The organism is Flavobacterium sp. (genome assembly GCF_024305175.1).
Classification (GTDB): domain Bacteria; phylum Bacteroidota; class Bacteroidia; order Flavobacteriales; family Flavobacteriaceae; genus Flavobacterium.
Map to the genome: position 1 here is coordinate 1 of NZ_JAMWYY010000044.1, position 24,903 is coordinate 24,903.

At 38.3% G+C, this 24,903-nt stretch carries 28 protein-coding genes; 12 read left to right on the plus strand and 16 right to left on the minus strand.

The window, feature by feature from the left end:
* The first annotated feature begins 91 nt into the window (after positions 1-91).
* The 8 genes from uvrA (at position 92) to Q0K96_RS10800 (ending at position 7,266) form a co-directional block, all read left to right on the plus strand.
* A complete protein-coding gene (gene uvrA, locus Q0K96_RS10765; protein WP_297333998.1) occupies positions 92-2,881 on the plus strand; it encodes an excinuclease ABC subunit UvrA in 2,790 nt (929 codons plus the stop codon).
* Between the two features lie 150 nt (positions 2,882-3,031).
* Positions 3,032-3,580, plus strand: a complete 549-nt coding sequence (locus tag Q0K96_RS10770; RefSeq protein ID WP_297333999.1) for a DUF4375 domain-containing protein — start codon at positions 3,032-3,034, stop codon at positions 3,578-3,580.
* A 188-nt stretch (positions 3,581-3,768) separates the two neighbouring features.
* Positions 3,769-4,443: a hypothetical protein gene (locus Q0K96_RS10775; protein ID WP_297334000.1), complete on the plus strand. Its 675-nt coding sequence runs from the start codon at positions 3,769-3,771 to the stop codon at positions 4,441-4,443.
* Positions 4,444-4,633: 190 nt separating this feature from the next.
* Entirely contained in the window at positions 4,634-5,023 is a 390-nt protein-coding gene (locus Q0K96_RS10780) for a hypothetical protein (protein ID WP_297334001.1), read from the plus strand.
* Positions 5,023-5,580: a J domain-containing protein gene (locus tag Q0K96_RS10785; RefSeq protein ID WP_297334002.1), complete on the plus strand. Its 558-nt coding sequence runs from the start codon at positions 5,023-5,025 to the stop codon at positions 5,578-5,580. Before Q0K96_RS10780 ends, Q0K96_RS10785 begins: the two co-directional genes overlap by 1 nt.
* Positions 5,581-5,610: 30 nt before the next feature.
* A complete protein-coding gene (locus Q0K96_RS10790; RefSeq protein ID WP_297334003.1) occupies positions 5,611-6,087 on the plus strand; it encodes a DUF1572 domain-containing protein in 477 nt (158 codons plus the stop codon).
* A gap of 21 nt (positions 6,088-6,108) precedes the next feature.
* Positions 6,109-6,477, plus strand: coding sequence for a glyoxalase (locus Q0K96_RS10795; protein WP_297334004.1), 369 nt, complete (start codon positions 6,109-6,111; stop codon positions 6,475-6,477).
* Positions 6,478-6,585: 108 nt separating this feature from the next.
* Positions 6,586-7,266: an OmpW family outer membrane protein gene (locus tag Q0K96_RS10800; RefSeq protein WP_297334005.1), complete on the plus strand. Its 681-nt coding sequence runs from the start codon at positions 6,586-6,588 to the stop codon at positions 7,264-7,266.
* A gap of 63 nt (positions 7,267-7,329) precedes the next feature.
* On the opposite strand, the gene Q0K96_RS10805 is transcribed toward Q0K96_RS10800, so the two are convergent.
* A complete protein-coding gene (locus Q0K96_RS10805; protein ID WP_297334006.1) occupies positions 7,330-8,454 on the minus strand; it encodes a cysteine desulfurase family protein in 1,125 nt (374 codons plus the stop codon).
* 85 nt (positions 8,455-8,539) lie between these two features.
* Here Q0K96_RS10805 and Q0K96_RS10810 point away from each other — a divergent pair, with 85 nt between their 5' ends.
* Entirely contained in the window at positions 8,540-9,529 is a 990-nt protein-coding gene (locus tag Q0K96_RS10810; protein ID WP_297334007.1) for a hypothetical protein, read from the plus strand.
* A gap of 59 nt (positions 9,530-9,588) precedes the next feature.
* Here Q0K96_RS10810 and Q0K96_RS10815 read toward each other — a convergent pair whose 3' ends face one another.
* From Q0K96_RS10815 to Q0K96_RS10845, 7 genes are all read right to left on the minus strand, one after another.
* Entirely contained in the window at positions 9,589-10,140 is a 552-nt protein-coding gene (locus Q0K96_RS10815) for a Smr/MutS family protein (protein WP_297334023.1), read from the minus strand.
* On the minus strand, positions 10,133-10,312 hold the full coding sequence (locus tag Q0K96_RS10820; RefSeq protein ID WP_223052204.1) for a hypothetical protein: 180 nt from the start codon (positions 10,310-10,312) through the stop codon (positions 10,133-10,135). The genes Q0K96_RS10815 and Q0K96_RS10820 overlap by 8 nt, the downstream gene beginning before the upstream one ends.
* A gap of 96 nt (positions 10,313-10,408) precedes the next feature.
* Positions 10,409-10,870, minus strand: coding sequence for a DUF5362 family protein (locus Q0K96_RS10825; RefSeq protein ID WP_297334008.1), 462 nt, complete (start codon positions 10,868-10,870; stop codon positions 10,409-10,411).
* Positions 10,871-10,900: 30 nt separating this feature from the next.
* Positions 10,901-12,148, minus strand: a complete 1,248-nt coding sequence (gene rocD, locus Q0K96_RS10830) for an ornithine--oxo-acid transaminase (protein ID WP_297334009.1) — start codon at positions 12,146-12,148, stop codon at positions 10,901-10,903.
* A 142-nt stretch (positions 12,149-12,290) separates the two neighbouring features.
* Positions 12,291-13,259, minus strand: a complete 969-nt coding sequence (locus Q0K96_RS10835) for a YafY family protein (protein WP_297334010.1) — start codon at positions 13,257-13,259, stop codon at positions 12,291-12,293.
* Between the two features lie 83 nt (positions 13,260-13,342).
* Positions 13,343-13,759 carry an OsmC family peroxiredoxin gene (locus tag Q0K96_RS10840; protein ID WP_297334011.1) on the minus strand — a complete coding sequence of 139 codons (417 nt, stop codon included), beginning with the start codon at positions 13,757-13,759 and terminating at the stop codon, positions 13,343-13,345.
* 100 nt (positions 13,760-13,859) lie between these two features.
* Positions 13,860-14,411: a DUF1697 domain-containing protein gene (locus Q0K96_RS10845; protein ID WP_297334012.1), complete on the minus strand. Its 552-nt coding sequence runs from the start codon at positions 14,409-14,411 to the stop codon at positions 13,860-13,862.
* Positions 14,412-14,475: 64 nt separating this feature from the next.
* Between Q0K96_RS10845 and rlmD the strand changes: the two genes are divergently transcribed.
* The 3 genes from rlmD to Q0K96_RS10860 are packed head-to-tail and all read left to right on the plus strand — an operon-like array spanning position 14,476 to position 17,176.
* Positions 14,476-15,891 (plus strand): 23S rRNA (uracil(1939)-C(5))-methyltransferase RlmD, encoded by a 1,416-nt coding sequence (gene rlmD, locus Q0K96_RS10850; RefSeq protein WP_297334013.1) that lies wholly within the window; start codon positions 14,476-14,478, stop codon positions 15,889-15,891.
* A 15-nt stretch (positions 15,892-15,906) separates the two neighbouring features.
* Entirely contained in the window at positions 15,907-16,437 is a 531-nt protein-coding gene (locus Q0K96_RS10855; protein ID WP_297334014.1) for a DUF6452 family protein, read from the plus strand.
* Positions 16,403-17,176, plus strand: coding sequence for a DUF6048 family protein (locus Q0K96_RS10860; protein ID WP_297334015.1), 774 nt, complete (start codon positions 16,403-16,405; stop codon positions 17,174-17,176). Before Q0K96_RS10855 ends, Q0K96_RS10860 begins: the two co-directional genes overlap by 35 nt.
* Positions 17,177-17,231: 55 nt before the next feature.
* Here Q0K96_RS10860 and Q0K96_RS10865 read toward each other — a convergent pair whose 3' ends face one another.
* The 8 genes from Q0K96_RS10865 to Q0K96_RS10900 form a co-directional block, all read right to left on the minus strand.
* Positions 17,232-19,409 carry a T9SS type A sorting domain-containing protein gene (locus Q0K96_RS10865; RefSeq protein WP_297334016.1) on the minus strand — a complete coding sequence of 726 codons (2,178 nt, stop codon included), beginning with the start codon at positions 19,407-19,409 and terminating at the stop codon, positions 17,232-17,234.
* Between the two features lie 69 nt (positions 19,410-19,478).
* Positions 19,479-19,781, minus strand: a complete 303-nt coding sequence (locus Q0K96_RS10870) for a hypothetical protein (RefSeq protein WP_297334017.1) — start codon at positions 19,779-19,781, stop codon at positions 19,479-19,481.
* A gap of 14 nt (positions 19,782-19,795) precedes the next feature.
* Positions 19,796-21,541: an ATP-binding protein gene (locus Q0K96_RS10875; RefSeq protein ID WP_297334018.1), complete on the minus strand. Its 1,746-nt coding sequence runs from the start codon at positions 21,539-21,541 to the stop codon at positions 19,796-19,798.
* The gene (locus Q0K96_RS10880) at positions 21,534-21,977 is read right to left on the minus strand and encodes a hypothetical protein (protein ID WP_363317248.1); all 444 of its coding nucleotides are present in this window, start codon (positions 21,975-21,977) and stop codon (positions 21,534-21,536) included. Before Q0K96_RS10880 ends, Q0K96_RS10875 begins: the two co-directional genes overlap by 8 nt.
* Complete coding sequence (locus Q0K96_RS10885) at positions 21,947-22,732, minus strand: hypothetical protein (protein WP_297334019.1); 786 nt, start codon at positions 22,730-22,732, stop codon at positions 21,947-21,949. Before Q0K96_RS10885 ends, Q0K96_RS10880 begins: the two co-directional genes overlap by 31 nt.
* 1 nt (position 22,733) lies before the next feature.
* Positions 22,734-23,432, minus strand: coding sequence for a hypothetical protein (locus tag Q0K96_RS10890; RefSeq protein ID WP_297334020.1), 699 nt, complete (start codon positions 23,430-23,432; stop codon positions 22,734-22,736).
* 142 nt (positions 23,433-23,574) lie between these two features.
* Positions 23,575-23,820 carry a hypothetical protein gene (locus tag Q0K96_RS10895; RefSeq protein ID WP_297334021.1) on the minus strand — a complete coding sequence of 82 codons (246 nt, stop codon included), beginning with the start codon at positions 23,818-23,820 and terminating at the stop codon, positions 23,575-23,577.
* The gene (locus Q0K96_RS10900; protein WP_297334022.1) at positions 23,817-24,752 is read right to left on the minus strand and encodes an IS1595 family transposase; all 936 of its coding nucleotides are present in this window, start codon (positions 24,750-24,752) and stop codon (positions 23,817-23,819) included. Before Q0K96_RS10900 ends, Q0K96_RS10895 begins: the two co-directional genes overlap by 4 nt.
* Between the last annotated feature and the right edge of the window lie 151 nt (positions 24,753-24,903).

Here is a 24,903-nt window from a genome sequence, read left to right on the forward strand (position 1 = left end):
CACTCAACTCTTGTAATATAAAAAATCCCTTCCCATTCCATTAACAAAATTTCAGGCTGAAAACCGTATCTTTGCACATTACATTTTTGCTATGATAACACCTGATATATCTGCACTCGAACCTAAAAAAAATATACTGATAAAAGGGGCGCAACTGCATAACCTTAAAAATATAGATGTTGCTATTCCGCGTAATAAACTTGTGGTGGTAACGGGGCTTTCCGGCTCAGGAAAGTCGAGCCTCGCGTTTGATACACTATATGCCGAAGGCCAGCGCCGATATGTAGAAAGCCTTAGCAGTTATGCCCGCCAGTTCCTGGGCAGGTTAGATAAACCAAAGGTAGAATATATAAAAGGCATAGCGCCTGCCATTGCCATAGAGCAAAAGGTAAACACTACCAACGCACGCTCTACAGTTGGTACCAGCACCGAAATTTACGATTATATGAAGCTGCTGTTTGCGCGTGTGGGCCGCACCTACTCCCCCGTATCAGGCCGCGAGGTAAAAAAAGATACAGTTACCGATGTAGTAAACGAGGTTAAAGGCTTTGAGCAAAACAGCCGCTGGCTGCTGCTTGCGCCTATCCACATAGAAAGAGGCCGCACTATAGAAGAAAAGCTGGGCGTACTGCTGCAACAGGGGTTTGCCCGTATTCTTGCGGATGGCGAGACATTGCGTTTAGATGAAATAGAGGGTGCCGACTTTACCAACAAAGAAGTATTGCTGGTGGTTGACCGTATTGTTGTTAAAGACGAGGAAGAATTTTACAACAGGCTTGCCGATGCCATACAAACCGCTTTTTATGAAGGTAAAGGCGAGCTGTACCTGCAGGAAGTAAGCACGGGTAACAGGCTTACCTTTAGTAATAAGTTTGAGCTTGATGGCATGAACTTTCTTGAACCAAATGTACACCTGTTCAGCTTTAACAACCCTTATGGCGCCTGCCCTGCCTGCGAAGGCTACGGTAGTATTATAGGCATAGATGAAGAGCTTGTAATACCCAACACGGCATTATCTGTTTATGAAAATGCCATATTCCCCTGGCGTGGCGAAAGCATGGGCTGGTACCGCGACCAGTTGGTAAATAACAGCCACAAGTTTAACTTTCCGGTACACAAGCCTTATTTTGAACTTTCGGATGCTGATAAGCATCTTTTATGGACGGGTAATAAATACTTTACCGGGCTTAATGACTTTTTTGCCGAACTGGAAGAAAAGAACTATAAGATACAAAACCGCGTAATGCTTTCGCGCTATCGTGGTAAAACAAAATGCCCAATGTGTAAAGGTAAACGCCTGCGCCCAGAAGCCAATTATATTAAAGTGGGCGGAAGCACAATATCTGACCTTGTGGACTTACCTATAAAAAACCTTATCGACTTCTTTAAAGGAATAGAGCTGAATGAATATGACGAAAAAGTAGCACACAGGCTACTGCTCGAAATTAATAACCGCCTGCGCTTTTTACAGGAAGTGGGCCTTGATTACCTCACGCTGAACCGCAGGTCTTCTACCCTTTCGGGTGGCGAAAGCCAGCGCATTAACCTTGCTACATCATTAGGCAGCAGCCTTGTAGGCTCTATGTATATATTAGATGAACCAAGCATTGGCCTGCACCCTAAAGATACCGAAAGGCTTATAAAAGTACTGGAAAACCTGCGCAACTTGGGCAACACGGTTATAGTGGTAGAGCACGATGAGGATATCATGAAAGCCGCCGATATGATTATTGATATAGGCCCCGAGGCAGGTACTTATGGCGGGCAATTGGTAGCGCAGGGCACGTATGATGAAATACTGCAGTCAGATTCGTTAACGGCAAAATACCTTAACGGTGACTTTGAGATACCTGTACCCAAAAAACGCCGCAAGTTTAAGCACCACATTGATGTAGTAGGCGCAAGAGAAAACAACCTCAAAAATATAGATGTTACCTTTCCGTTAGACTGCCTAACGGTAATTACCGGGGTTTCCGGTAGCGGTAAGAGTACACTGGTAAAAAAGATACTCTTCCCCGCACTGCAAAAAAAGCTGGAAGGCGTGGGCGAAAAAGCAGGGCAGTTTACCGAGTTGCAGGGCAGCTATTCGCACATTAAGCATATAGAGTATGTAGACCAGAACCCCATAGGCCGCAGCTCGCGCTCTAACCCGGTAACCTATATTAAGGCTTATGACGATATACGCGACCTGTTCTCGAAACAAAAGCTGTCTAAACTGCGGGGCTACCAGTCCAAACACTTTTCGTTTAATGTAGATGGAGGGCGTTGCGATACCTGCAAGGGAGAAGGCGAGGTAACTATAGAAATGCAGTTTATGGCCGATGTGCACCTGGAGTGCGAAACCTGCCACGGCAAGCGTTTTAAAAAGGAAGTACTGGAAGTAACCTTTGAGGGTAAAAATATAGACGACATCCTGACCATGACCATTGATGATGCCGTAGCATTTTTTAGTGAGCACAAGCAGGCCAAAATAATACAAAAGCTGCAACCGTTACAGGATGTTGGTTTGGGTTATGTACAGTTAGGGCAAAGCTCTTCTACCCTTTCGGGTGGCGAGGCTCAGCGTATTAAACTCGCTTCTTTTCTGGTTAAAGGCGCTACTAAAGATAAAGTACTGTTCGTGTTTGATGAGCCAACTACAGGGCTGCATTTTCATGACATACGCAAGCTGTTGGCTTCTTTTGAGGCATTACTGGATAAAGGGCACAGCATTGTAGTGATTGAACACAACCTTGACCTGATTAAATGCGCCGACTATATTATTGACATAGGCCCTGAAGGCGGTGAGAACGGCGGTCACCTGGTTGCCTTTGGCACCCCTGAGCAAGTGGCTAAGAATACTAAATCGGTTACGGGGGAGTATTTGCGAAGCAAATTATAAGTATAGCTGGATGCGACTTACAAAAAAAACGATTACAATGGGGTTTTTCTATACGTTAGGTGTAAATTTTGATTTACGTAAAGATGCAGAACAATTCTGTATGTGGTTACCAGTTAACATTTAAAATTTATAAGGCGGTAAAATAATTTTATGACAAACAGCATAATTGGCTCACTTTTAAGTTTCTTTGGCTACAGAAGATCAGAACACAAAGAACGTATTTTGACTAGGAGGAAAATTGAAAATGCAAGTGATAATGAATTATTGCTGATGATTTTTAACAACCTTTCTAAAGAACATTCTGGCATACCAGAAGAAATAGCTATAAAAAGCTGGAACAGATCAAAACAAGCAATTTATATAATCTGGCTTTTAGAGTCAGAAGTTAACAATGGTGGCTTTTGGCAATTTTTCGTAAATTCAAGCGGGAAATTCTACTATTTAATTCCTGGTTCTTTGGAACTTGTCGGAGCAAGCAGGTTTGCACAACTTACAACAAATGTGAATAGCATATACGACGCGCACGCATCAGATATTTCAAAAAAATTTGATACAACTTTCGAAAGCCATAAATCTGTTCTATCGAAAAACTTGTTCGACGATTTTGATAGCGAGTTTTATTCATTATATGCTTTGGAGGATCTTCATCAAATTCAGGTTAAGTTTATTCGTGAAAATATTAATGATTTTCTCGACTAAGGTTTCGGGATTTTCAAAGTATGAACCTGGGGGAATTGATACAAAATAATTTTATACATTTATAACCGAATCGATATAAGTTACTTTAATGGTATCTAATATCATTTTAACGTCCGCTTTTTTAATCGATAGATTGTTGGGATTTTATGAAAAGTAAATAGCAACATACAGCTCATAATTTTTAAAATATGACAAAATCAATACTGTTACTTCTCATTATAAAATTTTATTCTTGTAAAGACAATACTACAGCTCATTTAGTTAATAATGTAACTGCAATAGGTTCTAAAGACTCTCAACTTTTAGATTATAATGCTTTTAAAGATTCGGTAGTCGTCAAAAAAAAACTTTTAACAGACCACCCCACAAAAGAAATTTCAGATTACTTTTTCAACCTTATTAACACAGATATATATAATCATTGGAAAGGAACAGAATGGGCTTTTTACGGTATGACGCGCAGGCCTAATGAAGGCACTATTGCCTGCGGTTATTTTGTTACCACGACATTATGTGATGTTGGATTAAAAATTGACCGTGTCAGGCTTGCCCAGTGCACTTCAGGTGAAATGATAAAAGAATTGTGCGTCGATATCCATACATTTAAAGATTTTAAAAAATTTAAATCTTTTTTGACGAATCAACCTATAAAATCGGTGTTTATTGTTGGGCTTGATTATCATACAGGCTATATAATTAAAGATACGTCTAAACTTTATTTCTTACATTCAAATTACATTAGAAACCAAGGGGTGGTGAAGGAAGAAATAGATAGCTCAGCAGCATTAATAAATAACAAATTTTTTATGATAGGAAGTTTGACTGCTAACGAAGCGTTACTTCAAAAATGGATTTCATATTAACTATATATTGACCTTTAGGTGCTGAACTGGTGCAACAAAGCGAAATAAAAAATTTTACTTTGATATAATTCAATTTAACTATTATGTTTACTTTCCCAATCATAATATGGATTCCGTTTCTTGCTTACTTTATATATTGGTTGGTAACCAAAAAGCCTTTTAGTAAACGAAGAAGGTAGTAATTATCAGTATGGATATTCTTGATACTTTTGAACCAAAAATTAACTCAAGGCCTACAGAAGAGCTGTTAGAGATAGCGGGTAGTCCTGAAAAATGGGAACCTGAGGCTGTAGTACTTGCACAACAGGAACTTACTAAAAGGAATATAAAGCCCGTAAAGATTGAAATGGCTGGTTATTTAGCCAAAAAAAGACAAAGAATAGAAGACTACAAGAAAGCAAATGAAGGTTACAATTTCCATAAGCCAATAGAAACATTATTCATAATACTATTCGCATGGGAACATAAAAAAGATGGTTATTACAGGAAAGCAAGGCAGCAAAAACGGTTCAGGCTATTTATTCTTTTATCAATTATTATTTATCTTATATACATCATCGTTAAAGCAACATTGCTGTAATGAAAAACCACTACCAAATATTAGGTGTTGAACCCGGTTGCAGCCAGGCAGAAATAAAAAAAGCCTACAGGCTGCTGGCGGTGCAGTACCATCCGGATAAAAACAATGGTGACAGCCTTAGCGAGGAACGCTTTAAAGAAATATCAGAATCGTATATAATACTGGGCGATGCTGTTAAACGCGATGCCTATGATTATGCATGCGGCTACCAGAAAAAGTATAAAGCCCCGACATCGGCTTCGGGACACACACCAACGGGAATTTTGTTGCTGTTTAAAAAAATAAAGAACAAGATATTTAATTCGGGCGGTAAGGTTAACGAGCAGTTACTGTATAAGCTGGTAACCGATCTTTTAACCTCTGATACTATTGATTTTCTCATCAAAGCCGAAGAAATAGCCAATAACAGCCTGATAATAGATGAAGTGCTGGTATGCGGAATCTTCTTAAATGATGAACACAAACCCGTTATCGTCGAAAAACTTACAGCACTTGCCGATGGTAACCCGAGGCTGCTAAAAAAAATAGCTGTACTTCATAATAAAAGCTATAAATAATTTTTATTATTTTACTACACAAAAAAGTTTATGGAAGCAACGGCCACTTCAGCGCAAATTGCCAAACATTTCAAGGAAGTGTTCTTTGGAGGTAACTGGACGTGCGTAAACCTGAAAGACACACTTTCCGATGTTACCCATACCGAAGCACTTGCTCAGGTACACTCCTTTAATACCATTGCAACGCTAACTTACCATATTGCGTATTTTGTAAAAGTAGTAAAACAGGTATTACAGGGCGGGCCGCTTGAAGGTAATGATAAACTTAGCTTTAACCATCCGCAAATACAGTCAGAAGAAGACTGGCAAAATATGCTTAAAAGTATGTGGACTGATGCCGAAGCATTTATCCAACTTACAGAACAGCTTCCTGATGCAAAGCTGCCAACAGTTTTTGAAGATGCCAAATACGGGAACTACTACCGTAATCTTTTCGGTATTATAGAACATACGCATTATCATTTGGGGCAGATAACGTTTTTAAAAAAACTGATACGGGAAAAATAATCACAAACTACAAGACTAACTATGCAAAACAAGTACAAATCAATACGCCCTTTTATTGGCTCTAAAGACTTTACTACATCACGTAACTTTTACCGCGACTTGGGCTTTGAAGAAAATGTACTTGCTCCAAATCTTTCGGTATTTAAAGCCGGTAACCAGGCATTTTATTTACAGGATGCCTATGTAAAAGACTGGGTAGATAACACCATGCTCTTTATGGAGGTAGCCGACGTAGCCGCTTTTTGGGAAGAACTGGTTAAGCTAAACCTGCCTGAAAAGTATGAAGGTGTGCGTATTATCCCTGTGCGCGAACTGGACTGGGGCAAAGAGTGTTTTGTGCATGATCCTTCAGGTATTTTATGGCATTTCGGCGAGTTTAAAGTATTATAAACACTACCATTTATACTATCCTTAAATAGTTTTTAAACTATGATTTAAATCAGTTTTTGTGGTTTTTGTCTTACATACTTTTGAAGTGTAATTTAAAAACCAATAAACATGAAAAAAATAGTTCTGGCTGTAATGGCAATAGCACTATTCAGCACAAACACAGCAAACGCACAGGAAGATAACCAGACAAACGATTTTAAAAAATGGCAGGTTCGCCTTCGCGGTGTTGCCGTAGCGCCCGATGAAGACGCCTCTGTAGGCATTATAGGCGGTAATGCCGAAATTTCAACTTCATTTATTCCTGAAGTAGATTTTACTTATTTCTTCACTAAAAATATTGCTGCCGAACTTATACTGGGCACAACCAAACACGATGTTAATACCACAGGCTCTGATATTTCGGCCATAGGAGGCCCTACAAAAGCCGATGTAGATTTGGGCAGTGTTTACCTGCTGCCGCCAACCTTAACACTGCAATACCACTTTTATGCAGGCGATTACTTTAAGCCCTATGTGGGTGCAGGTATTAACTATACTATTTTTTATGGTGTGGATGAAGGAGATGTGGTTAAAGATGTGGAGTATGACAACGCGCTTGGTTATGCCTTTCAGTTAGGGTTTGACCTTAAGCTGAACGACAAGTTCTTTATAAATGCCGATGTAAAAAAACTGTTCCTTACTACAGATGTAACTGTTGACGGCTCTAACCTTGCGCCCGGCCTTGAAATACCTGCCGAGGTAGATATTAACCCCTGGCTTGTGGGCTTTGGTGTAGGCATGAAATTTTAATATTCCAATTTGGTTTTAGTGATGCTTGAGGGCTGTCCGTTTCAACCGGGCAGCTCTCCCTGTTTACAGCGATTGCAATGCCGAGATAAGCAGGTCAATATCTTCTTTGGTATTAAAATGGCTTAACGAAATGCGCAGCGATGGCTTTTTAATTTCTTCCTGCGGAAGTATTTCCTGCAAAACGTGAGATGGCCTTACACTACCCGACTGGCAGGCACTGCCACGCGATACCGCAATACCTTTCATATCAAGGTGAAAAAGTATCATGGCTGTTACTTCTTCTGCAAGCGGAAGTAAAACATTCACAATATTATAAAATGTGTTGTTACCACCGTTAAGCTTATAGCCCTGCATGGCGCTGCCAAGCTGCTGCAGGAGGTATTCTTTTAATGATGTTATATGTGCCTTTTCCTGCTCAAGGTTTTTATATGAAACCTCTAGAGCTTTAGCCATTCCCGCAATTTGGTGTGTGGCTTCGGTACCGGCACGCAGCCCTTTTTCCTGCTCACCACCATATATCATGGCTTTAAGCCCGCTGCCTTTTCTTATATAGGCAAAACCAACCCCTTTTGGCCCGTGGAATTTATGTGCACTTGCCGTTATAAAATCAACAGGCAAAAGGTTTAAGTCCAGCAACTCCTTCCCTACCGACTGTACAGTATCAGAATGAAACCATGCGTTATACTCACTGCAAAGATTGCCTATGGTATTCAAATCAAAAACAACCCCTGTTTCATTATTTACATGCATAAGCGATACCAGCGTGGGTATCTCTTCCTGCAATAGCTCACCCAGGTTTTGCATATCCGGGTAGCCATACCTGTCGAACATTACATAATCTACCCTTATACCATATTGAGCCTGTAGTGCTTCAACAGTGGTAAGTACTGCATGATGCTCAGTTTTAGCTGTAATAATCCTTTTTACTTTTAAATCTTTTACCGCGCCCTGCAGTATAAAATTATCAGCTTCGGTACCGCCGGATGTAAAAATAATTTCGCGGGCTTCGGCGTTTAATAAAGCGGCTATTGATTTACGCGCGGTTTCGACTACAACGCGAGCCGAACGCCCAAAACTGTGTGTAGATGACGGGTTGCCATACTGCTCGTGCATTACATTTGTAATTTCTGTAATTACTTCAGGGCGCAGTGCAGTGGTAGAGGCATTATCTAAATAGGCTTTTTTCATCTCTGCAAAATTACTTAAAAAGTTAATGTAATTATGTTTTGCGCAAAAGCGGCTAAAAACATTATTTTTGTTTAAAATATAATCTATGAAAAAGTTTTTTGCACTTGCCTGTGCGATAGTTTTAGCGACAGCTTGCGACGATGGCGACATTTCTTTTAATGAGTTTAACCTGGAGCCGGGTGATGCGGTTAATTGCCCTGAGAGCAATATATATTACCGTGTAGATGGCACACAGGCTTATATACTTGAAATTTCACCTTCTAACCTTATTCCGGAGACTGATGATAACGGACAATTTATTGTGCGCGAAGTAAGCCTTGCGGCAGGCGATTTGCTATACAGGGCTTACAGCTCTGATGTTCCCGCAGGGGCAGGAAGCTTTTTTTGTAGTGATATACCACCTACATCTCCAAATGTTACAGAAGAATGGGACGGCAACGGGACTATTACTATATTTACAGATGAGAACATTAATACTGACGGTAAACTAACAGGTTACTCACACACTATAACCTTACAGAATGTAACTTTTACGCGTGGTGAAAGCAGTATTGTTGTGCAAAACAGGACATTTGGCGATATTGTTACTAACTTAGGTATTGGCTTTAACTTTACTACTACCGACCAAACTTCTGTACAGGGTTGCGATGAAAATGGGCTTGTATATCGTATCAGCGGGCGCGAAGCTGTAGTTATGGATTTTCCGGCGAGTGTGTTTGACAATACGGATGGTGATGTAAATACTATAGACCTTGCCTCTGCCGAAGATGAGTTTGAATTGTATCTGGAATATTACAGCGGCAATGCTACAGAAAGTAATATATGTTCTGTTATAGATCCTATAAGCCCTGTGGTTCAGCAACGCTGGAGGGCATCTGCAGGAAATGTTATTGTAGAAACAACAGAAAGTGATGTAACGCCAGGTACCTTCAACCATAAAATATGGCTAAAGAATATTGTACTAACACAAACCGATACTAACCAAAGTGTAAACCTTAACGATTTACTGACCCAGGAAGCACGTAATGCTTTACCCGCCAATGGACTGTTTATAGGTACTTATGTAACAAATTAAATTTATGAAGCTGTTTCAGAATTTTTGTTATAGAAAATTTTGAAACAGCTTTTTTACATTTAGCGGTTTGGGTTCTGCTTTATATATACCTCTGTAGCGCCAAGCCCGTATTTTTGGTAATTAGCATCCTGAAATGTTATCCCCTCATAACGCCCGAGAAGAAAGTCAAGTTCTGCCTTTAGCACCCCCTCACCCACACCGTGGATAAAAACTACTTTTGGCATTCTGTTCTTCACAGCAAAATCAAGCTGGCGCTTGGCGGTTTCCATTTGCAGGGTTAATATATCATAGTTGCTCATTCCCTTTTTATTGGGTACAAGCTTTTCTACGTGCAAATCTACTTCCAGTACAAAACCTTCTTTCTTAGAGCGTTTTTCTTTCGTAAAGCTTCGCTTTACTGGTTCTTCTTTTTCCTTTAATACAGCAATGGGACTTTTGCCACTAAAAAGGCCTGTCAAACCTGCTTCGGCAACCTTTATAAGCTCACTTTCATCAAAGTCAAGCTCAAACCCTTCGGAAGTTTCTATAACCACACGTCCTTTTTTATAACCTTTTACTTTTCCGCTAAAGGCGTCATCAAGTACACTAACGCTATCTCCAGGTTTAAACATCATCACTTTCATCTTTTTTCTTATTGGGTACTTTACTCATAAGGCGCATCAGCAAAAGCATAAAAACAACTATTGCAACAACCATAATAACCATATTTGGCTTTGGCAGGCTCTGCTGGTAGAAAGCCACAAAGGCCGCAATAAACATTATAATTATATATATGGTTTTCATAGCTGTACTTTAAAAGGCAAATTTAAAAAAATAGAATAAAAAATCCCCGTAAAGATGCTTTACGGGGGATATATATAGTTTAAATATTATACCTGATTAAAATGCAGCCAGCGCAGCAAATAAACCTAATATAAAGAATAACGCATAAATACCAAGCACAATTGCAGTAAGTATACCTACAAACTTGTAGTGCGACTTCAGGTTCTCGAAAGCATCTGTAAGCTGTTCTGTATTGTTGTTGTTAAAAGCAGCTAATGTTTTAGTAGAAAACTTGTATAAGTACATTACCGGGAAAAAGTACAGCAATGCAATAAGCAGATAAATGATGCCTAAAGCAGTTCCGCCCATAGCCATCATGCCACCGCCCATGCCGCCTGCTAAACTCTCCATAGCACCTCCTAAAGCAAACATTGCAAAAGCGCCAAGCACCATAAGGCCTATTACTACATAGCCCACAATAGACAGAAACCTACCCCATTTGGCTGTTTCCCTTAAAAATTGTTTTGCAGAATCTGTTAACTGCAGTTCGAAAGAATCAAAAGCGGAATTGTTTTCCATAAAATAAAGTATTAATTGGTTAGTGATTACTTATTGGTTTTCAAATTCTTTCAACGTACGTGTTATAATCGCAACACATTCCAGCAATTGCTCTTTGTTCATTACTAATGGCGGTGCAAAGCGAATGATATTTCCGTGTGTTGGTTTGGCCAGCAAACCGTTGTCGCGAAGTTTCATACATATATCCCAGGCAGTAGAGCTGTCTTCGGTATCGTTTATAACAATAGCATTAAGCAGGCCTTTACCCCTTACTAATGTTACTATATTGCTGGTTTGTATATACTCATTCATTTTATCGCGAAACAGCCTGCCAAGCTTTTCAGCGTTTTCTGAGAGCTTTTCTTCTTCAATAACCTCAAGGGCGGCTATGGCTACAGCGGCAGCAACAGGGTTACCCCCAAAAGTAGAGCCATGCTGCCCCGGTTTAATAACATTCATTATCTCATCATTGGCAAGTACTGCAGATACAGGATATGCCCCGCCAGAAAGCGCTTTCCCTAAAATAAGGATATCAGGCTGTACGTCTTCATGATGGCATGCTAAGAGTTTACCTGTGCGTGCAATACCCGTTTGTACCTCATCTCCAATAAAGAGTACATTATGTTGCTCACACAATTCTTTTGTTTTTGCAAGATAACCTTCAGAAGGTACATATACGCCTGCTTCACCCTGAATAGGCTCTACAAGGAAACCTGCTATGTCTTTATCATTCTTAAGAACTTCTTCAAGCGCTGTTATATCATCATAGGCTATTTTAATAAAGCCGGGAGTGTAAGGTCCAAAGTTCTTTCTTGCATTTTCATCGTTAGAGAAAGAAATAATAGTTGTGGTGCGCCCGTGGAAGTTATTCTCACATACCACAATCTTCGCCTGCTTTTCATCAATACCCTTACGCTCATAAGCCCATTTACGGCATATTTTTATTGCGGTTTCAACAGCTTCAGCGCCTGTATTCATAGGCAGCACTTTATCAAAGCCAAAATATTGTGTAATAAACTCTTCATACCGTCCAAGCTGGTCGTTATAAAATGCGCGTGAAGTTAAAGTAAGTGTCTGTGCCTGATTCATCATGGCACTTACAATCTTAGGGTTGCAGTGTCCTTGGTTTACTGCTGAATAGGCAGAAAGGAAATCATAATATTTTTTACCTTCAACATCCCATACATATACACCTTCTCCCCTGCTTAACACTACAGGCAGCGGGTGGTAATTATGGGCTCCGTACTTATCTTCAAGGGCAATGGCATCTGCCGAAGTCATTTTTTCTAATACCGACATTTTAATCCGAAATTATAATTTTCTAAAAAGTAATTCCTTCTTTATTACAGGAGAGAAATCATCCGATTTATGCGTGCAAATTAATAAAAATAAAATAATTTTCTGTTTATTTTACATTAAATGCAATCGGATTATAAACCAATTATCCTGCTATTGCAGCAGCAACAGTCATTTTATCGGTAATCTTTTGTGTAAGTTCCAGTATTCTTTCTTTAAGCTCCCGGGGTTCTGTAATTTCAGCATAATCGGCAAAAGATAGTACCCACCGTGCAAGCCCCTCATCTAATGATGCTGTTAAAAAGGTCATCTCAATACAGTCTTCTTTCTCCTCTTCTGAAACAAAACCGAAAAAATGCCTGCGCTCCTGCAGGTACATCGCAATGTTTTTATCTACGCGTATAATAGCTTTTTTAAGGCAGTGCATATTTTTAAGTTGTTCCTTATTTCTGTATTCCTTTAGGGTTTCGCGTTCTTTTTGTATTATATTGGTGAGTTGTATAGCCCTCACCCTGTCTATCCTGAACTGCCTGTACTCATCCCTTAAATGGCAAAAGCCAATGGTGTACCAGTTTTCGTTTTCATGAAATATACCAATGGGTTCTATAAGCCTGTTGCTGTTTGCATCATTGCCAAACGCGCGGTACTCCATCTCTACCGCTTTTTTCTCGGCTATTGCTTTAAGCAAAATATCCAGCGTGTTGGCTGGGAAGTTCTTGCTGCGTTTTTGGTCTTTTACCTCAATAAGCTCTTCAAGATTAGCAACCATGTCTTTTTCTGAACCCCTCAAAACAGCCTTTATCTTAAACATAGCCGAAGTATAGTTTTGCTGAAGTGAGGCATCGGTAAATTTCTCCATCAGTTTTTCTGCCGTAACAAAAGCCATTGCCTCCTCGGGGGTAAACATAACCGGGGGCAGCCTGTAGCCGTCAACAAGTGAATAGCCTACCCCGGCCTCGCCATAAAGCGGCACACCTGCCTCTTCTAAGGTACGGATATCACGATATACCGTTCTAAGGCTTATGCCGAACCTTTCGGCTAAATCCTGCGCCTTTACTACTTTTTTAGACTGTAACTGTATCAGTATAGCCGTTATCCTGTCAAAACGGTTCATAGGCATATGTTTAGGAATACACCAAAAATAATAAAAAAAGCCCCTGTATAAAGGGGCTTATCACAAAATATGAAATCGAATAACTAGTTCTTTACTAACGTAGCGTGGGATGATATTTCGGTATTAAGCAGCCTTGATATAGGGCAGTTCTTTTCTGCCTTTTGTACATGCTCCTGAAATGCTTCTGTTGATATATCATCTACCCTGCCAATAACAGAAAGGTGGCTGCTTACAACGCTGCCGTTCTGGAAATCTACATTACATTTGGTCTCTAACGATGCTACCCTGTACCCTGATTCGTTTAAGTATGCCGTTAGCTGCATGGTAAAGCAGCCTGCATGTGCAGCGGCTATAAGTTCTTCGGGGTTGGTACCGTTACCGCTCTCAAAACGGGTTTTATAAGAATATTGCGTGTTGCTTAAAACATTGCTTTCGGTAGTCAGTTTACCGTTACCTTCTTTAAGGGAGCCTTCCCAAACTGCGGTTGCGTTTCTTTTCATGGTAATTGTTTGTTGTTTTGTTATCTGATTTTAAAATTAGTAAATAAGATATAAAACTCATTATCAAACAACTGCCATTAACACAAACTTATGATTTGCTTTAAGTTTCCTTAAGCATACCATAAAGTTTTATTGTGGTGTTCCAGTTACGTGTGGTGGCGCGCAGCTTCAACTTATTTTCTATAAGGTTGTTTGAAAGCTTAGACTCTGAAGCTTTGCCGGCAAGTTTAAAATACAGAATAGCATCTTTAAGCGCGATTTCGTCTTCACCGATTGGCGCCTGCAATAGCTTTTCATAATAATCTGCTTCAGGAATGCCGGAAAGAAATGTAATATATAGCTTTTTAGTGCCTTCTTCTATATCATCAGGGCCTGCAAACGGATTTCCGCTTATTGCCCGCTGCATATCATTTTCATCAAGTATAAAAATGGTAATGCTAAGGTTATATTCCTTTTGTACCAATGCCTCTAAGTGCTGCCTTACTTTACCTTTATCCGCCTCGTTAGCTGTAAATACTACATTACCGCTTTGTATGTATGTTACAACATCAGTATATCCTGCATTTGCCATTACCTTTCGCAGGCCTTCCATTTTAATGATATTTTTACCGCTAACGTTTATTCCGCGAAAAAGGGCAAGGTATTTTTGCATAGTATAGAAAAAGGTTACATGCAAATTTATTCATATTTAATTACCAATAGCTTATTTTTGCCGCATGGGAAGAAAAAGATCAGACAAGATCATATTTGAAAATGTAAGCGTGCTTGATGCAGGCGCAAAAGGTGTTTCTGTAGCAAAGGCACCCGATGGAAAGGTAATTTTTATACCTAATGTTGTACCAGGAGATGTGGTAGATGTACAAACGCTTAAAAAGAAACGCGCCTATTATGAAGGGCGTGCCATAAAATTCCATGAGCTTTCAGAACACCGCACTGTGCCTGTGTGTGCCCACTTTGGCTCGTGCGGAGGCTGTAAATGGCAGAACATGACCTACAGCCAGCAGCTTTTTTATAAAAACCAGGAAGTATATAACAACCTGAAACGCATCGGTAAAATTGAACTGCCGGAGTTTGAACCGATAATGGGCAGCGAGAAACGCTTTTTTTACCGTAATAAAATGGAATTTTCGTTTTCTAACAGCCGTTGGATGACTGAAGAAGAAATTGCAAGCGGAGCAACTATAGATAATGCAAATGCGCTTGGCTTTCATATACCGAGGATGTGGGATAAAATACTCGACATAACCCATTGCAGCCTTCAGGAAGACCCAAGTAATGCAATACGTAATGAAATACGTGATTTTGCCAATGCAAATGCCCTGAGCTTTTTTAACCCCCGCGAGCACAGCGGACTGCTGCGCACGCTTATGATACGCACTGCGAGTACAGGGGAAATAATGGTATTGGTTCAGTTTTATGATAATGACAGGGAGAAAAGAGAGCTATTACTTAACTTTCTTGCTGAGCGTTTTCCTGAAATTACATCACTGCAATATGTGGTGAACCAAAAGGCAAACGACACACTTTACGACCAGGATATCATACTTTACAAAGGCAGGGATTATATACTGGAAGAAATGGAAGGCTTAAAATTCAGTATTAATGCCAAATCTTTTTACCAGACTAACTCAGACCAGGCTTACGAGCTGTATAAAATTACAAGAGATTTTGCAGGGTTAACCGGCAACGAGCTGGTATATGACCTTTATACCGGTACAGGTACTATTGCGCAGTTTGTATCTAAAAAGGCAAGTAAGGTAATTGGTGTAGAAGCAGTACCCGAAGCCATAGCCGATGCAAAAGAAAACGCTAAACGTAATGCTATTACCAACTGCGAGTTTTTTGCAGGCGATATGAAAGAGGTTTTTAACGAAGAATTTATTGCCACACATGGCAGGCCCGATGTTATAATAACCGACCCTCCGCGTGATGGTATGCATAAAGATGTTGTGGCGCAGATATTAAATATAGCTCCGGAACGTGTGGTATATGTAAGCTGCAACTCGGCTACACAGGCGCGCGACCTTGCCCTTATGGATGAGCAGTATATGGTAACCCGTGTGCGCCCGGTAGATATGTTTCCGCAAACGCACCACGTAGAAAATGTTGTACTTTTGGAAAAAAGAAAATAACGCGGCACTATTGCTATGAAAAAAATTATAATTACCGGTCTTATCGCTACAGTTATAGCTACCTACTTTTGGAGCTGCGAAAAAGATGATATTTGTGCTGATGATACCCCTACCACCCCCAACATGATTGTCACTTTTTATAACGCCGATAACCAGGAAGTACGCAAAAGCGGCAGGATACTGCAATTTATGGAAGGTGACAGCATTGAAGGCAGGGATGCTGTGGCTGTTGACAGTTTAGTAGTACCGCTAAGGGCAGATGCAGAATCTGTAAGATGGGGCTTTACACTGGTTACGAACGCGCCCGGCGGCGGTTTGAATTATAATACCGACTACATTGAATTTAAATATACCCACAATGAGGTTTACATTTCGAGGGCGTGTGGGTTTAAATCCCTTTTCTATCTTAAAGAAAATACTAACGAAGAGCCAAACCCTGTACTAACAGACACTATACCTGCAGATAACCTGTGGATTCAAGAAATACAGGTCATAGAAAGTAATATTGAAAATGAAAACACAGAGCATATTAAAATATATTATTAGCCTAAGCATTATGCTTGCTGCCGGGCAGGTGTTTGGGCAGGTGGCAACAGATACTGTTGCGCCCCCGGCCGAAACTGTAGTGCCTGCCGCCAAAGCCGACCGTTACGGATTACGCCTTGGCGTAGATCTTAATAAGATTGCAAAAGGCTTTTATACCGATGATTACAGAGGCCTTGAAATAGTAGGAGATTACAGGCTAAGTAAAAAACTTTATGCGGCAGCAGAAATCGGGAATGAAGAGTATACCATTGATGACAGGCAGGTAAACTTTACCACAACGGGCAGCTATTTAAAAGTAGGTTTCGACTTTAATGCCTATGAAAACTGGCTGGACATGGAAAACATGATATATGTGGGTTTCCGTTATAGCGTAGCTTCCTTTAGCCAGACGCTTAATTCATACAAAATATATGATAACCGCCTTATAGTAGACGGTGTACGCTACCTGGATGAGGTAACGGTAATATCGGGCAGGGAGTATAGCAGCCTTAATGCACACTGGGCCGAAGTTGTGGGCGGTGTTAAAGCTGAAGTTTTTGATAATCTCTTTCTAGGGTTTAGTGTAAGGCTGAATTTATTATTCACAGACAAAAAGCCTGATAACTTTGATAACCTGCATATACCCGGATATAACCGCACCTATGCAGGCAGCTTTGGCGCAGGGTTTAACTATACTGTTTCTTATTTTATACCACTTTACAAGAAAGCAGCCAAACCCGCAGAAAAAGCTACTCCATAAAAAAGCCCCTTTGCATATTAGCAAAAGGGCTTTTTTATGGAGTAGCTTTTTTTTTTTACTTTATTATCAGTTTTTGGGTAGAAGATTTGCCTTCTGTACTTATAAAGTATATGCCGCTATGTAATGAGGAAATGTCTATCGAATTTGTATTACCCTCTACTTTTGCAATTAATACCGTTTTACCCAATACATCTGTAAATACTACATCTGCCTCTCCTGTGAGATATTCAGCCAGTATAGAAACTGTTCCTGATGCAGGGTTAGGATATACTAAGAAAGCCGTATTATTAAAATCTTTTGCCGAAGCTGGCGTCTGCACTATTGTTGTAGTAGTATTGGTAAGCACTACAGGGTTAAAGTCGAAATAAATACCTGCTGAAGCCATAATCATATCTCCTTCTGCTATGTTGCTGACAGGCTTTATCCTGTAGCTGATATATCCCTGACTTCCTGCTTCATCCGCATCAGTATAAGGAAGGTTTATGTTATTAAAATAAAACTGTACCATATTGCCTGTACGCATCGTCTGCATATTGTGGCTTGAAGCAACAGGCTGAAAGGTGTCCCAGTCTAAATTATCATCCAGCATGTCATCCACCCTTATATTTATGGCGTTGCCGTTACCTTCATTCTGGAACCTTATTGTATAATGCAGGTAACCTTCTGCCTGCACTGGGCTTATAAAAGCACCTTCGTGAACGGTAATATCATTTGGGTCGTATGAGTTTACAACTGTCTGGTTTACTATTGAAACATTATCGTCTGCTATATCATCTGCTCCCAATAGTGCTGCTGTAAACTCAAGTATATCTCCGCCGTTTACTGTTGGAGAGGTAAATACTGTAAAGTTAATAGCTGCAGTTACAGACTGAAATGGCATAAGCTGGCCAAAGTTATAGGTCAGCACATTGCCTGAAAGTGACATTTCAGGGCTTGAAGAATTAAAGGTAAGGCTTTCATCATCAAAGGTTATGGTTATAGTACCCCCTGCCGGAGTGCTGCCTGTATTTTGCACTATAAGTTGGTAATAAGCATCAAAACCCGGTATTGCATTACCAATCGGCACCATTGTTACAGATAAATTGTTACTGTTATCTTCTGCCGAAAGGCAGAAATTATAACCTTGTTCCTCTCCCTCAGGTGATAAAGTATAGCTGCCAGGCGTTGTGTTAAAAGGGAATGTGCCGCCCTGCCCTACAGTGAGTGTGCCCTCTCCTTCAGGTATATTTACAAACCCATAATTTCCGTTGCTATCTGTAAATGCAACATAGTTTGTGATTCCGTTATTAAAGTTGACAGGTAAGCCAGGTACCCCTATCGCGCCTGTATTACAACTGTTACCGCCAAAATCATATGTAATCGTACCTGTAACACTTGCACCTTCACAATCTCCCGCAATAAGTTCTAAGGAGGTAACGGAATGGCAGTTACCATCATACTTTCTTACATATATTGTCTCAGTATATGGCAATATGTTTTGGTAGGCTGATGTATTGGCTATTGCATTTACACCATCTTCAGCATCAGCATATGTTTGATGGAATGTTACCATAATCCACTGATTGTTACCGTTTATGCCTTCTATAAGTGATGCAAGGTTAAACAATGCAATACCATCCATATTTTCGTCACAACCTGTAAGCGGTTCTAAAGGCCCTTCAAAATGCACAAAATCAGGCTGTGCAATCAAATCAAACTCTAATATACATCCTTCATATTCTGCATATGCGTATAAATGTGTAAATTGAGGTACTATAGTACCTGAACCATATACCATACCCTGTCCACCAGGCTCAGAATAAAATTCTCCAATATTAAGGTCAGGCACATCATATCCTTCACAAATTATCACAGTAGGTTCCGTGTCATATAGGCTTACATCCGTAACTGTAAAATGAACTATGGTATAACTCTCATCATTGTTGTTTTCTAAACGCGCATAAATAGTCACATACTGAGGTACAATAGCGGGTATAGTATATTGCTCCGGTTGGGCAATGGCGTTTACCGAAGCTTCCGCATCTGCTTCAGACTCATAATAGCTGACAGTAAACATTGAAGGATTAAGCCCTCCTAAAATGAGTGGTGTCTGCTGAGTCAGGTCAACCGGCGGTGCCGTATTCATAAAAATATTAGGATTACACTGTAGAATATCCGGTGGGGTGTTGGCTACAGTCTGGCTTAATGCTGTAAATCCGTAAAATAATGATAGAAAGAGTAGAATTTTTTTCATAAGCGGTTGGTTTTAAGATGGAAAAGATACAATATTTTATAAATATAGGTATGTATATACCAGTTTACACTAATCTAAATTGTTGATATGTGTTTTTATATCGTAAAGAAAGGGAGTTAAATTGTATTCAAAATGGTCAGGAAATTTCAGGTCATTTATGTTCTTTTCTGTCCCAAAAAGTTTAAGAGCCTCAGGGTTAAACTGTATTTTATAGTATGCGGAAGACATGAAGTTTTTCATTTCAATTTCTCTTTCCTTTGTCTGCTTTTTAGATATATCCGTGTTTTCAAATACATCATAATAGCATTTATTAAATTGATGCCTTATATAAAATAAATCATCGTATAAAGTTTGCCATTGCTCTTTTGTCATAATATGACTTTCTATTATTTAGTGAATTGTGGTGTATTTGAATCTGGTAAAACATTTGGAGAATTGACTTTCAACATCACAGGCATAGGGAAGTCTACTCCCATCAATATGGCTTCACCTGCTCCTAAAGTGGGTAAGAATTCTAAGGAATTCCTATTTGCTGTTGAGCAAGCACTTGCGATAGATTCTTTATCAAAGTGGTTTATTAATCTATGAACAATAAATGTACCTATTTGACTTAATGTTCCAACTGGAATGTCACGTGGCATTTGAGTAGATATGCATAAAAATAAGCCATATTTTCTACATTCCTTTGCTATTGAATCGAATGAATTAAGTTCAGTAGATTCAAAATATTCATCCCTAACATTTTTATTAAGAAATTGATGTGCTTCGTCTAAGAAAAGTACAATAGGTTTTTTCTTAAACTTTCCAGTACGTGATTGATTTAATAATAGCTTTCCAATTGCGTTCGCTAGAATTTCTCGACTTTGAAAGCTAAATGGTACATTTTCAAACCCTATCCGTAATAGAGATGTGTCATTATTTTCTAAAAAATCTTCAATTTGTGTAACTATATCTTTTGACCCTTCTTGAACTTGAAATCCTAGTATATTTTTAAAACCATCATCATTGATTAATGAATTGATACGCATAAGCAAACTGGTACAATTGCTAAAAGTTCTTTCGTCTCGATTTGCACTCCAAATATTTCCATTATCATAATAGCATTCAAAAAGTATTTGCTTGTTTAATTTTTGAATATTAAAATCGCTTTTTGAACTGTCCTCAATCTCATTAGCGTATCGTAAATAGCATCTCTTAAATGGCTCAGTTTCGCAGCCTTGTTTTCTTATACAACCATCTTCGATTACTAAATTTTTTCCATGAACATTGAGTGTACCAACATTTCCATTATAGACAATTCTTTGATTTAAATCTCTAACTAGACAGTGAGCTAGTTTTAATGATTTTATAGCTTCTAAAAGAATTGGTTGTTGAACTTGTCCTCCTGGTCGAAAAAGGACAAATAAATCCCCAATTGTTAGTCTGGAATAAGGAAAATAAGAATTTGTGGATAATATTAATGACTGAGATGAATAAGTTTTATTATCATGCGAATTGTATTCTCCCGTAGCATCTATTAGTATCGCTTTTCCTTTATTTGAAATAATGCCTTCAAATAATTTACTCGTTGTATAGCTTTTTCCTCCCCCTGTAGTTCCGACAACTGCACAGTGTCTACCGAATAAAGCTTGTTGGGATATCTCAATCTTTGCAGATGTATCATATGTTAAACTTCCAATATTTATAGTAGGTGCTGTTTCTTTGTTTTCAGGCTTAACACCAAAACCTTTAAAATAAGATTTTAAAAATGCCGATGTGCAAACAAAAACTTTTGCACCAATTGTAGGTAATGAGTTCAAACCTTTTTGCACTTTTTCAGGTTCAAATAAGTCAAAAGATAGTAAGATTTCTATTTTTCCAGAGGGATGAAATTCTTTATTTTGAAAAGATTGTTCGCTTAATTGTAAGCGTTCTTTTTCAGATAATGATAGTTCTAAAATTTTACCTAGAAAACCGTAATTATGGCCCTCAATAACAACAAAACTACCTACAAGCCCTCCATTCAAATGTTCACCTTTAAAGACAAAGTTTTTTAATAATACTGATGCAGGAAAATGTACCATTATATACTGTGGTAATACTTGGTTTACATAGCCTATAAAATATTCGTGCTCAAATGGTGTATTAATCATTTTCAGACTGTTGTATAGTAATGATTGTATTTTTATCTTCTTGACTATAAGATTTTAAATCAGGATAAAACTGAGCAAAATCTTTAAAAAGTTCATCAATTAAAACAATATTTGAATGCGTTTTTGAAAGTTCATACAACCATTTGAACTTGGCACTTGTATCAATTCCTTTATTAACTACTACTAATTGAAAGCTAGGATTTTGTGATAGAGCCTCTGTAATGGCGGTTACTACATGCTTGTCACTAAAGCTAAAGCCTATACATATCAATAATACATTTTCTTTTCTCAGATTTTGATGAAATCTTGACATCATTTCGAAGAATGGCTGCTCAAAAGAGTTCTCATATTTACTATCTTTAGGATAAACCATTAATGCATTATCAGTCTTTTCTACTTGTTTTATTAAACCATCTTTTTGTCTTTCCCAATCGATAGACCCATGTAATTTATAAAGGTGAAAGACCTTTTTATAAAATTATCTTCTTCTTTAACTCTACTTAAATCTCTAAGTACAATATCATAGTCAAAGTTTCGACCACTAAATATCCGTGGGAAGGAAAGTGAAAAACCATCAATTATTGTGAAATTTTTTTTGTGCCCTGCTTGTTCAAACAGCGTATCATAATTTAAATTAAAAATTTTGACACGAGGAAGAGTTACCTTGCGCTTTGTGATTTTTTCTAGAAACATCTCCTGAGCGGATTGCTCAGGTAAGGGTAAATTGCAATGCCCACAAATTAAAGTTTGTAATTCGGTAATTGTATTTGCAATATCTAAAGTATCATCCTGAACATATTCTTTGGCCGAACTAGCGAGTGTAAGCAATCGTTCTAAGTTCTTTGCATAGCCCCCATCTTCTTCCTTATCATTATAGTGCACTAGTTCACATAACTTATCTAATCTCTCTTTGGTTAGCTTTTCTACTGATAAATCCCAAAGTTCAGTAAGTAGTTTTCCTCCAGCATCTTTTGAAGAACCAGCGCCAGATAGGATTAAAAGATTCTCAAATTGGTAGTTTAAAAACTTTTTGTATTTGTTCCTTTTTACTTGAGATGCATATTGTTCTTTATCTTGAACATCACCTTCTTCAAATACATGTTCAATGCCGTCTATAAAAACTTGGACAACCTGGGCACCATCTTTTACAATTGCTACGCTACTGTTTCCATTTATGTAGATATATTCCATATTACCTATTAATAGTAAATTTTCGTTTGTAAAATTTAACTTGTCTGTTTCCAAATCTTCCTCTACCGTGACCAAGTATCATCGCTCCAGAAAAGTAAACAACCCCTAACATGCTAAATATGATTTGGAAACTGATTTCTCCACAATTACTACCAATGCAAAGATGGTCAGCAAAGTATTTGGCTCCTAAGATTACCCATATCATTACTGTAAAATGACTGACAATCTCATTTATCTTTGAAACAGAAAAAGTTTTAGGGGATGTTATAATCTTATAAAGTGGACCTGTAATTTCATTTTCAAGCATATCTACATGAATCTCCCAATGTCTTTGCCACGACTTACTACCCTTGTTTGTAAATCGCCAAGCCAAAGCAGTTACAAAACCGATACATACTACGAAAAAGAGTGTTTGTGGGCTAACTCTATCCTGATATGTTTTTGAACTATGGACACTAAAGTAACCTGCAAATGCAGCAATTTGAAAAGCCCAAAAATATGAAGCTCGTTTCCAATATAATTCAATCTCAAAATTTTTAGCTTGCCATGCTTTTTCATATGTGAGTTGAATATCTGCTTTACTTCGGCCTTTTATGAAAATTTCCTTATATTCTTCCTCACTAAGTAGCTGCAAGTCATCTTTATCTGGAGTATAAAAATAACTCCAAACCTTTTCAAAAAATTGAAATATAAATTTCATTAGCTATTACATTTTATCAAACAAGGTGTAAAAGCCAAATGTAATAAATTGATGCATAGGTTTATCACCTAAAATCTGAAATAGAATAAGTAGTAATAGATATCTAATATTAGACTTTTAATAAACTTGCTTTAAACCAGGTTTATTTCTTTTGAGGATTGTAATTAAGAGTTTGAAGAATCTTAATATCAAATTCACTCATTTCCTGCACGTCCTCACTAATGATAGTATCTTTAATGAGAGACCCCATGGATAAATGTCTTATCTTTTCAGGAGGAAATTTGGTATGCGGAAAAGCTTCTCTTATTTCATGTATATCAAAATAAAGCATGCCATCATGCTCAATATGACTTATGTTCTTCTTCAATAACTCAGCATCTGTTATCATGTTATTAGCTGTTTATATTTAGTTCGTACTCCTGAATTCAAATTTAAGAAATTAAAACGCTCGTTTTGTTTTAACTTTCTTAAATTAAATCGAAATACAAATTCATCAACGTATTTCTGCATGTGTTTCCTGCTCCACCAATTATATATCCCATTGTAGGCCCTCTTTAATATTCCCCAAAAGCCTTCAATGGAGTTGCTATGTATCTCCGAATTTTCATAATCGACATATTGTTTCTTTCCGTGGTCAACAACATGATGGTCATATCTGCTCTCTAGACCCTTATAAGCATGCCATTCATCAGATATGATTACCGCATCCCTTTCCACTACTTTATTAATAAAGGGTTGTATACTCTTTCTTTTAGTGTCACGGGCCACAATACATTTCACTTTACTTACTTCTCCACGTTGCAGAATTCCGACTACGGGTGTCTTATCTTTAAATGACCTACCTTGTGATGCTTCAACCTTTTTATCCTTATGTCGGTTCTTATTCTTTCCACCAACAAAGGTTTCGTCACATTCGATAATCCCTTCAAATTTCTCAGCAGGATTGTTCTCTATTCCAAAGCAAGCTCTTATCCTTTGCAGCATGAACCAAGCTGTCTTTTGGGTGACACCAATATCTTTTCCTAATTGGATTGAACTGATTCCTTTTTTATGTGAAGTGATAAGCCAAATAGCGAGAAACCATTTTTGAAGAGAAATCTTAGTATTATCATACATAGTGCCTGTACGCACATTAAAGTATCTTCCAGTGTTTTTGCATTTATATTTTCCTCCTGCACATTTATAGACTTTGCTTTCTGGGTCGAATGGTGAGACTGGCCCTCCAACCCATCGAATGTGCTCCAGATATCTAATACAGGAATCTTCGTCAGGGAAGACCTTCATCAGGTCAAACATAGAATGGATGTTAGTATCGAGCATAATGTAACGTGTTAAGGGGTACTAACAAAGGTAAGAATTCATTTTATAAAATTATGCCAATAAAAACATAATTAATTGATAATTAATAGGTTAAGTATTAAAAAAAACGTTAAAATTTTTAAAACAAAAACTTTACATTTTATATTTTGAA

Bases quoted from the DNA above. Each gene is read 5' to 3' on its own strand.
- Q0K96_RS10860 (WP_297334015.1), top strand. From the start codon at position 16,403: ATGAAAACACAGAGCATATTAAAATATATTATTAGCCTAAGCATTATG.
- Q0K96_RS10900 (WP_297334022.1), bottom strand. From the start codon at position 24,752: ATGCTCGATACTAACATCCATTCTATGTTTGACCTGATGAAGGTCTTC.
- Q0K96_RS10775 (WP_297334000.1), top strand. From the start codon at position 3,769: ATGACAAAATCAATACTGTTACTTCTCATTATAAAATTTTATTCTTGT.
- Q0K96_RS10885 (WP_297334019.1), bottom strand. From the start codon at position 22,732: ATGGAATATATCTACATAAATGGAAACAGTAGCGTAGCAATTGTAAAA.
- uvrA (WP_297333998.1), top strand. From the start codon at position 92: ATGATAACACCTGATATATCTGCACTCGAACCTAAAAAAAATATACTG.
- Q0K96_RS10870 (WP_297334017.1), bottom strand. From the start codon at position 19,781: ATGACAAAAGAGCAATGGCAAACTTTATACGATGATTTATTTTATATA.
- rlmD (WP_297334013.1), top strand. From the start codon at position 14,476: ATGGGAAGAAAAAGATCAGACAAGATCATATTTGAAAATGTAAGCGTG.
- Q0K96_RS10825 (WP_297334008.1), bottom strand. From the start codon at position 10,870: ATGGAAAACAATTCCGCTTTTGATTCTTTCGAACTGCAGTTAACAGAT.
- Q0K96_RS10770 (WP_297333999.1), top strand. From the start codon at position 3,032: ATGACAAACAGCATAATTGGCTCACTTTTAAGTTTCTTTGGCTACAGA.
- Q0K96_RS10890 (WP_297334020.1), bottom strand. From the start codon at position 23,432: ATGAAATTTATATTTCAATTTTTTGAAAAGGTTTGGAGTTATTTTTAT.
- Q0K96_RS10780 (WP_297334001.1), top strand. From the start codon at position 4,634: ATGGATATTCTTGATACTTTTGAACCAAAAATTAACTCAAGGCCTACA.
- Q0K96_RS10835 (WP_297334010.1), bottom strand. From the start codon at position 13,259: ATGAACCGTTTTGACAGGATAACGGCTATACTGATACAGTTACAGTCT.
- Q0K96_RS10795 (WP_297334004.1), top strand. From the start codon at position 6,109: ATGCAAAACAAGTACAAATCAATACGCCCTTTTATTGGCTCTAAAGAC.
- Q0K96_RS10800 (WP_297334005.1), top strand. From the start codon at position 6,586: ATGAAAAAAATAGTTCTGGCTGTAATGGCAATAGCACTATTCAGCACA.
- Q0K96_RS10805 (WP_297334006.1), bottom strand. From the start codon at position 8,454: ATGAAAAAAGCCTATTTAGATAATGCCTCTACCACTGCACTGCGCCCT.
- Q0K96_RS10785 (WP_297334002.1), top strand. From the start codon at position 5,023: ATGAAAAACCACTACCAAATATTAGGTGTTGAACCCGGTTGCAGCCAG.
- Q0K96_RS10790 (WP_297334003.1), top strand. From the start codon at position 5,611: ATGGAAGCAACGGCCACTTCAGCGCAAATTGCCAAACATTTCAAGGAA.
- Q0K96_RS10820 (WP_223052204.1), bottom strand. From the start codon at position 10,312: ATGAAAACCATATATATAATTATAATGTTTATTGCGGCCTTTGTGGCT.
- rocD (WP_297334009.1), bottom strand. From the start codon at position 12,148: ATGTCGGTATTAGAAAAAATGACTTCGGCAGATGCCATTGCCCTTGAA.
- Q0K96_RS10815 (WP_297334023.1), bottom strand. From the start codon at position 10,140: ATGTTTAAACCTGGAGATAGCGTTAGTGTACTTGATGACGCCTTTAGC.
- Q0K96_RS10840 (WP_297334011.1), bottom strand. From the start codon at position 13,759: ATGAAAAGAAACGCAACCGCAGTTTGGGAAGGCTCCCTTAAAGAAGGT.
- Q0K96_RS10810 (WP_297334007.1), top strand. From the start codon at position 8,540: ATGAAAAAGTTTTTTGCACTTGCCTGTGCGATAGTTTTAGCGACAGCT.
- Q0K96_RS10875 (WP_297334018.1), bottom strand. From the start codon at position 21,541: ATGATTAATACACCATTTGAGCACGAATATTTTATAGGCTATGTAAAC.
- Q0K96_RS10865 (WP_297334016.1), bottom strand. From the start codon at position 19,409: ATGAAAAAAATTCTACTCTTTCTATCATTATTTTACGGATTTACAGCA.
- Q0K96_RS10845 (WP_297334012.1), bottom strand. From the start codon at position 14,411: ATGCAAAAATACCTTGCCCTTTTTCGCGGAATAAACGTTAGCGGTAAA.
- Q0K96_RS10895 (WP_297334021.1), bottom strand. From the start codon at position 23,820: ATGATAACAGATGCTGAGTTATTGAAGAAGAACATAAGTCATATTGAG.
- Q0K96_RS10855 (WP_297334014.1), top strand. From the start codon at position 15,907: ATGAAAAAAATTATAATTACCGGTCTTATCGCTACAGTTATAGCTACC.